The organism is Streptomyces sp. NPDC111744, assembly GCF_055634995.1.
Genome location: NZ_JBVKCG010000020.1, coordinates 83,402 through 98,128, shown reverse-complemented (window position 1 = coordinate 98,128; position 14,727 = coordinate 83,402). Strand labels below are relative to the sequence as shown.

Genomic DNA, 14,727 nt, shown 5'->3' with positions numbered 1-14,727 from the left:
GCCGGAACCGCTCACGCAGCAGCGGACCATCTGGTGGTGACGTGGTCACCACATACCCGAGGAGAATCTGTGACCGAGTCGCCTGTCGACGTCTTCGACAGACTTGTCCAGGTGCGGCCACCCGAGCACACACCCGTCCTGTTCGACACGGTCTGTGTCCTGGGTGGCAGTATCGCCGGACTGCTGGCCGCGAGGGTGCTCGCGGACCACTCCCGCAGCGTCATGATCATTGAACGTGACCGCACCGACCCGCAGGGACTGCCCCGAGAGGGCGTGCCGCAGGACCGCCAGGTGCACGGCATACTTCCGGGCGGGGTCGACCAGCTGGAGCGCTGGCTGCCCGGCATCACCGGAGAGCTGAAGGGTCTGGGCGCCGTCTCCCTCGCGCCGGACCGGTCGGTCATGTACATCGACGGCATTGAGCAGCTGCCCAGCCGCGACGTGCACAGCCTCCACTGCAGCCGGCCGCTGCTGGAGTTCGCCGTCCGCAACCGCGTGCTAGCTCTGCCCAACGTGCGGAAGGTCACCGCGCAGGCGACGGCGCTGGAGTACGACAACGGTGCCGTCAGTGCGGTGCGCTTCGTGGTGGACGGCGTCGAGGAAGAAGCCGTGCGTGTCGACTTCGTGGTCGACGCGATGGGACGTGCCAGCAGGCTTCCGGACTGGGTCGAGCAGGCGGGTTACAGCAGGCCGCACCTGCACCGGGTGCCGACGGGCATCCACTACGCGACCGCCATGTTCGAGCGCGCCACCGGACCTGACGCGGCGCCACCGGCATTCACCGGCACCATGTTCCCGGCACAGCCGGGACCGCGCGGCCTGACCGCGGGCCTGCTCATCCCGATCGAGGACAACCAGTGGATGGTCGGCCTGATCGTCCACGGCGGGCATCAGCCGCCCAGGACGCTGGAGGAGTTCCGGTCGCTGTGCGACGAACTGCCGCCCGCCTTCGGCAAGGCCGTCGGCGGAGCCGTCACCCGCGAGGTCCTGAACTTCCGGCAGGCGGACAACCGGCGCCGTGACTTCGTGGGGCTGGCGCACTACCCGGCCCGTCTCGTCAGCGTCGGCGACGCGGTTGCCTCGCTCAACGCCACGTACGGCCAGGGCATGTCGTCGGCCGCGCTGCACGCGTCCTGTCTCTCCGCCTACCTGACCGGTGAACCCGACCTGGGCATCCCCGCGGCCTGGTACTTCGACCTGCTGAAGGTGGCCACGGACGCCCTGTGGGGGCCCTCCGCCGGAACCGGCGCGGGCGACGCGGGGCCGGCGCAGGACGAGGAGGCATCGCGACAGCAGTGGGCGATGGGGCAGCTGATGCAGGCCTCGCTGACCGACGAGACCGTCGCCGAGGCCTTCAAGGCGGTGGCGTACATGCGCGCCCACCCGGGGACGCTGGCCGACCCGGAACTGCTGGAGCGGGCGATCGCCGTCAACAAGTCGGCGGACACGACGTCCTGACCGGGGAAGTCCCACAGCCGGCGGCGGCGCGGGCGCACCCGCCGGTGCGCCCGCGCCGCCGCCGTCGTGGACCGGCCGTGTCAGTCGATGAGGTCCAGGGCGGCGGCGACCACACTGGACGTGTCGATGCCATGGTGACGGTAGACGTCCTCGATCGAGCCGGACTGGCCGAACGCGGTCACTCCGAGTGTGGTGACGGGCGTGTTGCGGATCGTGCCGAGGAACGCCAGCGAGTGCGGATGACCGTCCAGCACGGTGACGAGCGGGGTGGCCCGGTCGGCGGGGAAGACCTGGTCGAGGATCCAGCTCGGGCTGTCCGCCAGGCCACGACGGGCCTGGAGTGCGCGGAAGAGCAGGTCCGGGCTGGTCACGCACACGACGTCGGCCTGGTGGCCGAGGGCGGCGAGCCGGTCGGCGGCGGCGAGCGCCTCGGTCGTCATCGCTCCCATCGCGGCGATGGTCACCACAGGCTTGTCGTGCCGGCGCATCCGGTAGGCCCCGGCGGTCACCTGCCGCCGTCGGCGTTCCCGGGCGGCCGGGTCCCCGGGCACGGCGGCCAGGGACTGGTCCACGGGACGCGTGGAGAGCCTCAGGTAGGCCGAACTCCCGTCCGGGCGGCCCAGATTGCCGAGCGCTGCCAGCAGACACCATTCCGTGTCGACGGCGAAGGCGGGCTCGTAGGTGACGCAGCCGGGCTGCTCGATGCCCAGCGACGGTGTGGTGATCGACTGGTGCGCGCCGCCCTCGGGGGCCAGTGTGACCCCGGACGGCGTGCCGACCAGGATGGACTGGCCGCCGGCGTAGATCCCGAACGACCAGGGTTCCAGGGCCCTGTTGACGAAGGGGTCGTAAACCACGCCGATCGGCAGCAGCGGCTGTCCCCAGCGGCTCCAGGTGGCGCCCAGCTCACCCAGCACGCCGACCAGGTTCGTCTCCGCGATGCCCAGTTCCACGTGTTGGCCGGTCGGCCGCTCCTGCCAGTGCAGGAGCGTCTCGGAGTCGTCGGCGAACCAGTCGGGGCGCTCCGTCGGCGACCACACGCCGACCTTGTTGAGCCAGCCCCCGAGGTTCGTGGACGAGCTGACGTCGGGGCTGACGGTGACGATCCGGCTCGCCGCCCCGGGGGCCCGGCGGGTGAGGTCCAGCAGGACCCTGCCGAGGGCCTGCTGCGTGTTGCCGGTACCCGTGGGGGCCGGGCGGCCGAGGTCGGCGGGGATCGCCGGGGGTTCCTGCGGCACGTGTGCGGGGCGGTGCAGTCGCGCGGAGGCCGCCGCGCACAGCGCCGCTTCCGGCGACCCGGGGGCGAAGGCCTGCCAGGGGTGATCGAGATCGGTGCCCAGTCGGTCGGCCAGCGCTGACATCTGGTCGGCGGTCAGCAAGGAGGAGTGGTTCTGCGGGTGGCCCTGGGTGGGCAGCCCGTGACCCTTGACCGTGTACGCGAAGATGACCGTGGGGCAGGCGTCGTCGACGCTGTCGAACGCCTCCGTCAGCGCCCCGATGTCATGACCGCCCAGGTTGCGCAGCGCGGCCAGCAGCGAGCTGTCGTCCAGGGACGCGATCAGACCCGCGACCGGTCCGGCCGTCGAACCGGTGCCGGGCAGGCGCTCGCGCAGCTCGTCGGCCGAGCAGCGCAACAGGCGCTGGTACTCGGGGTTGCCCATGGAGTCGATGCGGGCACGCAGGGCCTCGCCGCCCGGCCGGGTGAACAGCTCCTCAAGCAGCCTCCCGTACTTGAGCGTGATCACCTGCCAGCCGGCCGCCGCGAACATGCCCTGGAGCCGGTCGGCGGCGATACCGGGGACGACGCGGTCCAGGGACTGGCGGTTGAGGTCGACGATCCACACCGCCTCGCCGAGGCCCTGCACCATCGGGTCCTGCACGGCTTCCCAGACGGCGCCCTCGTCCAGTTCCGCGTCGCCCAGCAGGGAGTACTGGCGCCCGGTGCCCGCCCCGCCGAAGTGGCCCTCGACGTAGCGGCGGGCGAGGGCGCCCCACAGGGGGGCGGTGGCGCCGATGCCGACCGAGCCGGTGGAGTAGTCGACCGGGTCGGGGTCCTTGGTCCGGCTGGGATAGCTCTGCAGGCCCCCGAAGGCGCGCAGGGTCGTCAGCCGGGACTCGTCGAGTTCGCCGAGCAGGTAGTTGATCGCGTGCAGCACCGGGGAGGCGTGCGGCTTCACCGACACCCGGTCCCGGGCGGTCAGCGCGTGGAACCACAGCGCTGTCATGATCGAGGTCATCGAGGCGCTCGACGCCTGGTGGCCGCCCACCTTGAGACCCGAGGGGTTGGGTCGTACCCGGTTGGCGTGGTCGACGATCGCGGTGGACAGCCAGAGCAGCCGCCGCTCGACCGACTCCAGCACGGCGAGATCGGCGGTCCGGTCAAGGGCCCGGCCGCCACCCTGCGTCATCAGTTTCTGGTCAGTGGTCACCGCAGACACCTCCGTCACCGGCACGCGGCCTCGGACACTTCGCTTTGTGCGCCCTCAGTAGACATACGGCTCTGCGGCTGCACAAGATATGTATGTCGAACTGAGCATTCTGCTCAACACCCGATGCCGAGGAGAGGTGCGGACCGAGCAACATGAGCACTGCGCGGAGCCTCGACGCCACGGACGCCCGGATCCTGCTCGCCCTGACAGCCGACCCACGCGCCACCGTCGTCGCGCTGGCGGAACAGCTGGGGCTGTCCCGCAACACGGTCCAGGCCCGGCTGGCCCGGATGGAGCAGAGCGGTGCGCTCGGATCCTTCGAGCGCCGGATCGTCCCGAAGGCGCTGGGCCACCCGCTGACGGCGTTCGTCACCGCGCGGGTGGGCCAGCACCGGCTGGCGGAGGTGTCGGAGGCGCTCGCGGGTGTCGCGGAGGTGGTCGAGGTCTTCGGGCTGAGCGGGGAGACCGATCTGCTCGTGCGGGTGGTCGCCGTGGACGCGGAGGACCTGTACCGGGTCGCGGGCCAGATCCTGGCCGTCCCCGGCATCGAGCGCACCGCCACGGCCCTGGCCATGAGGGAGCTGGTGCCGCACCGTCTCACCCCGCTGCTGCGCCGCACCGCGGACGGCCGCTGAGAGAGCGGCGGGCAAAAGGCTCATGCTTGACTATGCAATAAAACGGATTTCGCGATACGAACCGGACGTGTCGTGTGGTGAGGGGCAGACAACCCGACAACGGTCCTGTACCGTCGACGCCGAGGTGAAGCGCCGTGCGGTCGTTTCTGTGCGCCCGCCAAAAAGCAGGAGCCGAATAGGTTCTCCTTTCTCTGGACCGATTTTCACGCCGATTGACGGCCATGCCCGCCCTGTCGTTTTCTGCGACGCACCGATACGGCGCTGGCCGTTTGCCGTCCCCGCGTTCTGCCTGCTCATCCACGGTTCGTAAACCCTCTGCGCTCGGACGCTGCCCTCATGAACCATCCGGCGACGTTTTGGTTCCGTGGGAATGATCACTGCCATTTCACACCCCGGTTCACATGTTCACTGGGAGACTCCTGCCAACCCAACCGGGTGAACCCAAGGCGAATCCCGGACAACAGTCCACGGATTTCCGTTTCCACAGGAACACATGTGAAAAAGATTCCATCGAGACGCTGGGGCGTTCTGGCCTCCGTCAGCGCGTCCCTCCTGGCACTGTCCAGTTCCCTCACCGCGTCGGCGGACGTCCCGGCCGCGTATTCCGGACGTTCCGCGGCCGGTTCCGGCACCTCCCGTACGGCGGCCGCCGACGTTCCGGCCGGAACCCACTCGGTCACTCTGATCACCGGTGACACCGTCACCACACGGCAGCCGACGCGAACCGGCCAGAAGGGCGGCACCGTCGTCGTCACCGGCCCGGACGGCGGAACGGCCGACGCCCGTGTCATGGAGAACGGCGGCGACCTCTACGTCTACCCCGATGCCGTCCTCCCCTACATCGCCGAAGGCGTCCTGGACCGAAGACTGTTCGACGTCACCGATCTGGTCGCCGACGGATACGACAACGCGCACACCGATGGACTCCCGCTGATCGTCTCCTACGTGCGGGGCGCCGCCGGCCGGCAGGCCGACGTCCAGCCCCCCGGAGCGACCCGGGTACGCGGCCTCGACAGCATCGGCGGCGCCGCCCTGACCGAGGACCGGTCCCGGTCGCAGAGCTTCTGGACAGCGGTCACCCGCTCCGGCACGGACACCCGCTCCGGCACGGACACCGCGGGACGCGCCGCCACCGCGAAGCCGGCGTTCGCCGCCGGGATCGCGCGGATCTGGCTGGACGGCAAGGTGAAGGCCGACCTCGCCGACACCACCGCCCAGATCGGTGCCCCCCAGGTATGGGCCGGCGGCGACACCGGCCAGGGTGTGGACGTCGCCGTCCTGGACACCGGCGTCGACACCGGGCATCCCGACCTCGCCGGGCGCATAGCCGCCACCCGCAGCTTCGTCCCGGACGAGGACGTCCAGGACCACAACGGGCACGGAACCCACGTCGCCTCCACCATCGCGGGCACCGGCGCCGCCTCCGACGGCACGGAGAAGGGGGTCGCGCCGGGCGCCCGCCTCCACATCGGCAAGGTCCTGTCGAACAGCGGCACCGGGCAGGACTCCGACATCCTGGCCGGCATGGAGTGGGCGGCCGTCGACGAGCACGCCAAGGTCATCAACATGAGCCTCGGCTCCAACACGCCGTCCGACGGCACGGACCCGTTGAGCGCGGCCGTCGACCAGCTCAGCGCCCAGACCGGTGCCCTGTTCGTGACCGCGGCCGGCAACACCGGCCGGGCGCGGAGCATCGGCGGCCCCGCGGCGGCGGACGCCGCCCTGACCGTCGGTGCGGTCGATTCGAAGGATGCGCTGGCGATCTTCTCCAGCCAGGGCCCGCGGATCAGCGACAGCGCGATCAAGCCGGAGATCACCGCGCCCGGTGTGGACGTCCTCGCCGCACGCTCCCAGTACGCCAGCGAGGGCCAGGGCTACTACCAGACGCTCAGTGGCACGTCCATGGCCGCCCCGCACGTGACCGGGGCCGCGGTGCTGATCGCGGCACAGCACCCCGAACTGACGGGAAGCCAGATCAAGGACCTGCTGGTCAGCAGTTCGCTGCGGACCCCGGCGTACGACGCCTTCCAGGCCGGCAGCGGCCGGGTGGACGTCGCGGCGGCCGCCCGCGTGAAGGTCTTCGCGACGTCCACCGCCTCCACCGGGACCGCGGACCCCGAGTCGCCCCCGGTGGAGCGTCCGGTGACCTACACCAACCTCACCGACGCGGCGATCACCCTCACCCTGTCGGTCGACGCTCCCGGCTCCGCGGCGGGCCTGTTCGGTCTGTCCGCGAACCACGTCACGGTCCCCGCACACGGCACCGCCGGCGTCACCGTCTCGATCGACGGCTCGGCGCCGACCACTGACGGGCACTTCACCGGCCAGATCGTGGCAGCCGACGCCGACGGCGACGCACTCGCGCACACCGCGGTGTCGCTGGGCAGCACGGCCCACAAACTGACCATGACCTTCAAGGACGCCCAGGGCCGGCCCATGTCGGGCGTCGTCGAAGTCATGAGGCAGGGCGAGAGTGACCCGGACTTCCTCATCGTCGACGACTCCGGCACCGGCTCCGAGTATCTGCCCGCCGGTATCTACTCGGTGCTGTCCTTCAAGGACGTACAGGGTGTGCACGGCCCGCACTCGAGGGGCGAGGCGCTGCTCGGTGACCCGGAGGTCGATCTCGACCAGGACCGCACCGTGACGCTCGACGTGGGCAAGATCCACCAGGTCGACATGACGGTCCCGCAGCCCACCGCGACGACCTACCGGCGCCTGGAGTACTTCCGGTCGATGGACGATGCCTCCTACCGTGACTACATGGAGACCCAGACCTATTACGACAGTCTGTGGGCTCAGCCGACCACGCACGACGTCACCCACGGCGACTTCTACCTCGGTGCCCGCTGGCGTAAGCAGCAGTCCGCGCTCAGCGTCTCCACCAAGTCCACCGACTTCACCGACGTGTTGCGGCAGAGGCTTGTCACGCCGCTGCCCAAGGGCCACTACAGCCTGCCCGTGGTCTTCGCGGGCAACGGAGGTGCCTCGGACTACAAGAACCTGGACGCGCGCGGCAAGGCCGTGGTCGTACGCCGCAACGAGACGGTCGCCGACGCGGCCCAGGCGGCGGCGGCCGCACAGGCCGGGGTCAGGCTGCTGCTGGTCGAGAACGACGTGGTCGGTCGGCAGTATCGTCCGTACGGCAGCGACTTCACCACCCCCGCTGCCGTCGACGTGGCGTTGCTGACCATGGACGAGGGCGAGGAACTCGTCCGGCAGGCCCGCACCGGAAAGGCCGTGCTCGCCGTCGCGTCCGAGCCCTCGCCGGCATACGTGTACGACCTGATGCAGACCTGGCACAACCGGATTCCGGCCGACCTGGTCGTGCGCGGCGGCCGGGACAACCTGGCCCGGGTCGACGTCACCTTCGACGCGTCGGACCCGACGGTGACCGGCGGTGAGTACCGCTACGACTGGCCCGCGTACTCGAACTACGGCGCCGGCACCACCATGCAGCGGGCACCGGTGAACGGCAAGCGCGTCGACTGGGTCTCCACCACGGGAGCCAACACCTGGGGTCAGGAGGCGTTCGCCGACGGTCTGCTCTACGAGATCGAGCCGAGGACCACGTACCGGGCCGGCAGCACCCAGACCCAGGAGTGGTTCAAGCCGATCCAGCGTCCCTACCTGAACGACAACTACCGGCTGCCGAGCCGAAGTGGCAACGCGCTGACGTTCGACGTGCCGGCGTACGGCAGCCGCGATCACGTCGGCATGGACATGAATTCCGACCTCTCCCAGCAGACGGTCACTCTGTACCAGGGCAAGACACAGCTGGCACAGGGCACGGGTGCGGTGGTCGAGGCGGACGCTCCGGCCACCGGCAGCCTTCCGTACCGCCTGGAGGTGAAGAACAGCCGGGACGCGGCGTACAGCCCGTACTCGTCGACCACCACCACGGACTGGACCTTCACCTCGCAGGCGCCGGTGGACGGCCCGACGGCCGTGTTGCCGCTGCTGCAACTCGACTACGGGCTCAGCACCGACGCCGCGGGCCGGGCCGACCGGAACGCGACGCTGACCGCCGAGGCCGAATCCCTGCCCGGAGCCGACGCAGCCGGCTCGCCGGGCCGGGTGACGCTGGAGTTGTCCTACGACGACGGCAAGACCTGGCACCGCGCGAGCGGCGGGTCCGACGGACGGTTCCGGCTGGCCGCACCGAGCAGGGCGTCGTTCGTGTCGCTGCGGGCCAGTGCACGTGACACGGCGGGGAACACGGTCGGCCAGACCGTGATCCGAGCCGCCGGCCTGCGCTGACCCCGCATCCGGCGCGGAACGGCTCACGGGTGTCATCGACCCCCTGACCGGCCGCGCGTGACATCGGCCTTCACCGCCCGGACACGGGCGGTGAAGGCCGACTTCGTGCGGGGGCGTGCCCCGCTCCGCCGGTCACCGGCAACCCGGTGGCACCTCTGCGACGATCCCGGTCGCCGCAAGATGTTTGACGGAGCAATTAAAGGGTGGGTATGTTCGTGATGTCACCGCCTCTTCGGCATACGGGCCGGTCTGTCCTGACGTCCGTCATGGGCGGAAACCGGCCAGAGCGGCCTCTGGCGACGTCGAGTCAGGAAAGTCCCCGCCGTGCGCATCCTCTTCTTCAGCAATCCCCTGCCCGACCGCCTCACCCCGCTGCTGCCGCTGGCCCGGGCACTGCGTGAGAACGGGCACGAGGTCGCCCTCGCAACTGCCTCGGAGGCGGCACCCTGGCTGGAGCAGGAAGGCTTCGAGCTGATGTTCTTCGGCCCCACCACATACGAGGTGACCGCTGAGGTGGCCCGCCGTATCGGCGTGGACATCCTGCTCAGCCCCGCGACGGACATCATGGCGGAGTACTTCGCCGGTGCGCGTGTGGACCTCATGGCCGACGAGGCAGTGGACCGGGCCGGGCGGTGGATGCCCGATCTGATCGTCTCCGAGCACTGCGACCTGGTGGGGCCGCTGGTGGCGAGCGCCTGCGAGGTGCCCTGCGTCGTGGCGGTCACCGGTACGGCGTTGGAGCCGGACGAGGTCGACGCACTCACGGCGACCGTGCGCACCCGTTACCTGGACCGCGGACTCCAGCCCCCCCGCAGGCGCCGGACGGGCGCCGGCTGCTGCATCTGTCCCCGCCGAGCCTGCGCCGCATTCGTGACGAGACAGCCGAAATGCCGACAACGGCACAGGTCGCGCAGGGGCTCGTCACGGCGGTGGCCGACGGCGGGTGACGCCTCCTGGGCCGGGGGGCTCCGGTGTCAGCAGGGCGCTATGCGCTCCAGCACTTTCGCGGCTGCGGCGATATCGCAGCCGTCCAGGTGCGAGAAGACATGGCGGCGGACACTTGCAAGGTTGGTGGGCCAGGCCTGTTTCAGCTGGGTCCATCCGGCACTGGTGAGTACGGCGAGCCACGCCCGCCCGTCATCGGGGGCCTTCTTCCGCAGGACCAGCGACTGCGACTCGAGACGGTTGACCACCCGGGTCATGCCGCTCAGCGACAGCCCGCACATATTTGCCAAGTCACTCATGCGCATCTGGTGGTGCCGCACCTCGGAGAGGTGCACCAGCACCATGTACTCAACCGTGGAGATCGAGTGCTCATCCAGCATGTCCGCGTCGACGACTCGCGGCAAAAGCGTCATTACCCTGCCCAGTGCCCGCAGGAAGGCCTCCTCGTCGTGATCGAGGGGCTCGATATTCTTCACGTCTGCCATGCCGCACAGTGTAAATGGCGTTCCGCTGCCGAAGTCGGCGGCCGTGCGGATTTCGTCGGGCAGCCACCATTCACGGAGAGCCCGGATCTGAATAGATATGTGTTTCTCGGATCATCGAATACGTATCACGTCACGCGTCCGGATACGGACCTGACATGAGTATCTGTGTCGGGAAGCCGTCGAGGTCCCCGTGTGCTCCCTCCGGGCGTCCGCACCGGACGGAGCACACCGGCCGGTCGGGTCACTGACGCTGATCCTCCGGGGCCTTCGCCAGGGCGTACTTCACCGAGTGGTGCTCCCGGTACCGCTTGACGTTCCCCTTGGCGACCAGTGATTCGAGGGTGTTCCGTACGACCTGGGGTGTCGGATTCCGGTCCGGGTGCTTCTGCAGGAGTTCCTTACGTACCTCCTTGGCCTGGCGCGGCTCGTCGTGTCCGGCGAGCAGGGCCAGCAACACGTCTCCGAGCAGAGGCTGACGCGACTTCCCCTTCGCGCCGGCAGCCCGTCGTGTGCTTCGCGGCACGGGCGAATCCTGGGGCTGCTCGGGCGGCTTTGGCGGGTCCGACAAACCGTCGTAACGCTCCGCGAGCTGCAGGATGTCCTGGAGGAGAGCTTCCTCTTCCTTCAACATCGTGATTTGTTCGGCAAGTTGAAGCTGGATTTGACGATTTCGCTCAAGATCCGACACGGCCTGTTCCACATACCGTGACCGGAGCGTGGCGGCTGGTTGGCTGGTCACAACCGTTCACTCCTTTGACCAATGGCGCTGCGCTGTGCATGGTACCGAGGTATCCACGATTGCGCAGAAGTGTGCGCCATTGCCACATGACAATACGACGTCGGAATTGGTCCCGTTGTCTGTGCGGCGGGTATGGCCTGTGTAAACATGACAGGCGCGCGGTGCCCGGGGCGGTGTCGATCGCCGATATGCCGTGCGGGGGCGAAGTCGCCTCAGCCTGCGGCAGGGACGGCCAGTACGGCGTTGTGGAGTACCTGTCCGCGGGCGAGGCGGTTCAGTTGCATGGTGAGCATGCGTTTGACCTGCGGTACGAACGCGATGGTGAACGCGCCGGCATGAGGGCTGATGAGCACGCCCGGTGCCGTCCACAGTGGATGTTCCCTGGGCAGGGGCTCGGGGTCGGTCACGTCCAGGGCCGCCTGGAGCCGGCCGCTCTGTACTTCCGCGAGCAGCGCCTCGGTGTCCACCACCGCACCACGTGCCACATTGACCAGCAGGGCACCGTCCTTCATGGTCTTCAGGAAGTCCGCGTCCACCAGATGCCGTGTGCTCTCGGTGAGCGGCACCGAGAGGATCACCACGTCCGCCCGCGGCAGGAGCTTGTTCAGGGCCGACGGTGCGTGGACCGGCCCGCGCGGGGACCAGCGTGACGAGCCGGCCACGCGCTCCACCTCGCAGCCGAAGGGGAGTACGCGCTCCTCGATGGCGGCGCCGATCGAGCCGTACCCGACGATGAGTACCGTCGCGCCGGACAGCGACGGGCGTATGCCCTCCTGCCAGCGCCCGGCGGCCTGGTTGCGGACGAAGTCCGGCACCCCGCGCAGCGCCGCCAGGGTCAGGGTCAGGGCCAACTCCGCGGTGCCGCCGTTGTGGAGGCCGCGAGCGTTGCAGAGCAAGACGTCCGGGCGAAGGTGCGGCAACAGGTAGTCGACCCCCGCGCTCAGCGCCTGAAGTACCCGGAGCCGTGACATGTGCGGCAGCGGCCGGAGGATCACGTCCGGGTCCTTGGTCATCGGGGGCGCGTAGAAGGTGACCCGGGCCGGGTCCGTGGGAAATCCGCCCTGGCCGTCCCAGTGCGCGTAGTCCAGACAGTCTGGGAGGCCGTCGAGATCCTCGGGAGGCACGGGAAGCCATGCGAGCATCCGTTCACCCCCGTGGACGGTCGCGCCGGAGGGGGCGATGGGCGTGACTGGGCTCACGGTTGTCTTCACTCCTTGCGGGACATGGCGCACCAACAGCCTGGTGCGCGGGCATCGCGTCGGCCTGGACGGCAGGAGCCGCGATCACGGTCCTGGCAGGGCCCGGTTGCGTCCGCGGCGCGGGGGTGCGGACTTCAGGACCCCTGTGCGACTTCAGGAGTCTAATATGGGCGGTCATCTTGGCTGAGCGCCCCCGGCCTCCGTTGACTCACACGTTGCAGGTCTCCGGCCGTTCACGTGTCTGCGGCATTCACCCTTCGGGTGCTGTCCTGAGGCAGTTGTTTGCGTACTGCATCGGTTCTCTGATCTACTTAATTGCGCCGACAAGTACGCGTGGCATTTCGTCCTGAAGTTCAGCGCCCATGAGCCGACATGTCTCGATGTCTCGCTCCGGGCCGGCCTTTGGACGTCCGTATGTCATGCGCGCGATGACCTCGGCCGGCGGCAGGCGCCCGACTCCTCATCACTCCTGACGGCCTGATGGCCGGTCAGCGCGTGCGGAACCGTGCGTTCCCGTCGGCTTCCACCGACTCGGATCGTCATAAGCGGACCCTCATAGCGGATTTGGTGTTTCTACATGGCAAAAAGGCAACACGCCCATCGTCTGGTGCCTCGGCGCCGTCGGGCCCTGTTCACCGCAGTGGGCGTTCTCGCCGTCGCGGGCTCGGTCACCGTGCCTCTGGTGGCGCAGGCCACCGGCGGCGGTCAGGCCGATGCCGCGCGGCAGCGTGCCTTCGCCGACGCGGCGGCCGAATACCACGTCCCCCGGGAGGTGCTGCTCGCCCTCGCCTACCAGGAGTCCGCGTGGGACGACCACGCCGGTCGGCCGAGCGCCGAGGGCGGATACGGGCCGATGCACCTGACCGACGTCACTCCGGCGATGGTCGCCGGCGGCGCGGCCGGTGTCGCGGGCCGCGCCGATGTCGCCAAGCTGGCCGCGCACCCGGCTCTGCACACCCTCGGCGCGGCGGCGAAGCTCACCGGTCTCACCCCCGAGAAGCTCCGCACCGACGAGGCGGCCAACATCCGCGGCGGCGCGGCGCTGCTCGCCTCGTACCAGAAGAGCCTGCACGGCAAGACCTCCGCCGAACCGGCCGACTGGTACGGCGCCGTCGCCCGCTACAGCCAGGCGAGCCGGGAGCAGGGCGCCAGGGCGTTCGCCAACCGGGTCTTCGCCACCGTCAGGCACGGGGCCAGCCGCACCACGTCAGACGGCCAGAAGGTGAGTCTGGCGGCCACCCCCGGGATAGCACCGGCCACGGGCCAGCTGGGCGAGCTGGACCTGCCGGCCGCGAAGACGGCGGCGACCGAATGCCCGGACACGGTGGACTGCACGTTCGTGCCGGCCGACCCGACCAACGGCCAGGTCTCCGACCGGCCCGCGAACGACATCAGGATCGACACCATCGTCATCCATGACACGGAGTCGTCCTACGCGTCCGCCATCAGCACCTTCCAGCAGCCGAGGACCAGCGCGTCGCACTACGTGATGCGGTCCTCGGACGGCGCGGTGACGCAGATGGTGCCGACGAAGGACATCGCCTTCCATGCGGGCAACTACTCCAGCAACCTGCACTCGATCGGCATCGAGCACGAGGGTTACGCGGCGCACGGCGCCACCTGGTACACGGAGGCGCAGTACGAGGCGACCGCCGACCTGGTGAAGTACCTCGCCCAGCGTTTCCAGATTCCGCTCGACCGGCAGCACATCATCGGCCACGACAACGTTCCCGGGCCCACCTCGGCGCTGGTCTCCGGCATGCACTGGGACCCGGGCACGTCCTGGGACTGGGACCACTTCATGGCACTCCTGGGCACCCACGGCAGGGAGCGGCACGCAGTCGGCGGCGTCGGTTCGGTCGTGACCATCGCGCCCGGCTTCGCGCACAACGAGCAGACGACGCAGATCTGCCCCTCCGACGACCCGACCGGTGCCGTCACCGCGTGCACGGACGTGAAGCAGCCGTCGAACTTCGTCTACCTGCGCACGTCCCCGAGCGAGACCGCCCCGCTCTTCGGTGACCAGGCGATCCACAGTGGTGCCGCGGGCACCGACCGCATCTCCGACTGGGGGAGCACCGCGCAGGCCGGCCAGCAGTTCGTGGTCGCCGACCGTCAGGGGTCCTGGACGGCGATCTGGTTCAGCGGTGCGAAGGTGTGGTTCTACAACCCGCACGGCGTCAACACCACGCGCGCCACGGGTGTGACCGTCGTCTCGGCCGGCGCGGCCGCCGACGGCAAGCCGGTCGCCGTGTACGGCTCCAGCTACCCCGACGCCGCCGAGTACGCCGCGGCCGGACTGTCGCCCTCCACCCAGGCGCCGCTGAGCATGTACACCATCCCCGCCGGCCAGGCGTACGTGGCCACGGCGGCGCCCGCGGCCACGGACGACTACTTCGCGGGCAGCGGCAAGGTTCTCATCGGTGCCAGGACCATGTACACGATCCAGTACAACCACCGTACGGGGCTGGTGTATTCGGCCGACGTCTCCGCCAAGAGCCTGGGCCGGGGACATCACTGACGTCACGCAAAGGAACCGGCCTGCGGTCCACCGCCCCCTGGAGGGGTGGTGGACCG

At 69.6% G+C, this 14,727-nt stretch carries 8 protein-coding genes and 1 pseudogene; 5 read left to right on the top strand and 4 right to left on the bottom strand.

Translation table 11 applies throughout. The features are described 5' to 3' along the window. Positions 1 to 69: 69 nt before the first annotated feature. Positions 70 to 1,458 carry an NAD(P)/FAD-dependent oxidoreductase gene (locus ACZ7OO_RS33640; RefSeq protein ID WP_471510671.1) on the top strand — a complete coding sequence of 463 codons (1,389 nt, stop codon included), beginning with the start codon at positions 70 to 72 and terminating at the stop codon, positions 1,456 to 1,458. Positions 1,459 to 1,538: 80 nt separating this feature from the next. Here ACZ7OO_RS33640 and ACZ7OO_RS33635 read toward each other — a convergent pair whose 3' ends face one another. Then, positions 1,539 to 3,866, bottom strand: a complete 2,328-nt coding sequence (locus tag ACZ7OO_RS33635; protein ID WP_471510787.1) for a transketolase-like TK C-terminal-containing protein — start codon at positions 3,864 to 3,866, stop codon at positions 1,539 to 1,541. Positions 3,867 to 4,039: 173 nt separating this feature from the next. On the opposite strand from ACZ7OO_RS33635, the gene ACZ7OO_RS33630 reads away from it, so the two are divergent. From ACZ7OO_RS33630 to ACZ7OO_RS33620, 3 genes and pseudogenes are all read left to right on the top strand, one after another. Beyond that, positions 4,040 to 4,522: an Lrp/AsnC family transcriptional regulator gene (locus ACZ7OO_RS33630; protein ID WP_097228030.1), complete on the top strand. Its 483-nt coding sequence runs from the start codon at positions 4,040 to 4,042 to the stop codon at positions 4,520 to 4,522. 495 nt (positions 4,523 to 5,017) lie between these two features. After that, entirely contained in the window at positions 5,018 to 8,782 is a 3,765-nt protein-coding gene (locus ACZ7OO_RS33625) for a S8 family peptidase (RefSeq protein ID WP_471510668.1), read from the top strand. Positions 8,783 to 9,106: 324 nt separating this feature from the next. Continuing rightward, positions 9,107 to 9,595, top strand: a pseudogene (locus ACZ7OO_RS33620) (hypothetical protein); the annotation flags it as partial. Between the two features lie 161 nt (positions 9,596 to 9,756). Here the strand turns inward: ACZ7OO_RS33620 and ACZ7OO_RS33615 are convergent. From ACZ7OO_RS33615 to ACZ7OO_RS33605, 3 genes are all read right to left on the bottom strand, one after another. Further along, complete coding sequence (locus ACZ7OO_RS33615; RefSeq protein ID WP_471510666.1) at positions 9,757 to 10,212, bottom strand: MarR family winged helix-turn-helix transcriptional regulator; 456 nt, start codon at positions 10,210 to 10,212, stop codon at positions 9,757 to 9,759. Positions 10,213 to 10,453: 241 nt separating this feature from the next. Continuing rightward, positions 10,454 to 10,951 (bottom strand): hypothetical protein, encoded by a 498-nt coding sequence (locus ACZ7OO_RS33610; protein WP_471510664.1) that lies wholly within the window; start codon positions 10,949 to 10,951, stop codon positions 10,454 to 10,456. Positions 10,952 to 11,163: 212 nt separating this feature from the next. Continuing rightward, entirely contained in the window at positions 11,164 to 12,093 is a 930-nt protein-coding gene (locus ACZ7OO_RS33605) for a 2-hydroxyacid dehydrogenase (RefSeq protein WP_471510785.1), read from the bottom strand. A gap of 634 nt (positions 12,094 to 12,727) precedes the next feature. Here ACZ7OO_RS33605 and ACZ7OO_RS33600 point away from each other — a divergent pair. Next, positions 12,728 to 14,671 (top strand): N-acetylmuramoyl-L-alanine amidase, encoded by a 1,944-nt coding sequence (locus tag ACZ7OO_RS33600; RefSeq protein WP_471510662.1) that lies wholly within the window; start codon positions 12,728 to 12,730, stop codon positions 14,669 to 14,671. Positions 14,672 to 14,727 lie beyond the last annotated feature (56 nt).

Coding starts and splice junctions, on each gene's coding strand:
- ACZ7OO_RS33630 (WP_097228030.1), top strand. CDS start 4,040: ATGAGCACTGCGCGGAGCCTCGACGCCACGGACGCCCGGATCCTGCTC.
- ACZ7OO_RS33605 (WP_471510785.1), bottom strand. CDS start 12,093: ATGCTCGCATGGCTTCCCGTGCCTCCCGAGGATCTCGACGGCCTCCCA.
- ACZ7OO_RS33615 (WP_471510666.1), bottom strand. CDS start 10,212: ATGGCAGACGTGAAGAATATCGAGCCCCTCGATCACGACGAGGAGGCC.
- ACZ7OO_RS33635 (WP_471510787.1), bottom strand. CDS start 3,866: ATGACGCAGGGTGGCGGCCGGGCCCTTGACCGGACCGCCGATCTCGCC.
- ACZ7OO_RS33600 (WP_471510662.1), top strand. CDS start 12,728: ATGGCAAAAAGGCAACACGCCCATCGTCTGGTGCCTCGGCGCCGTCGG.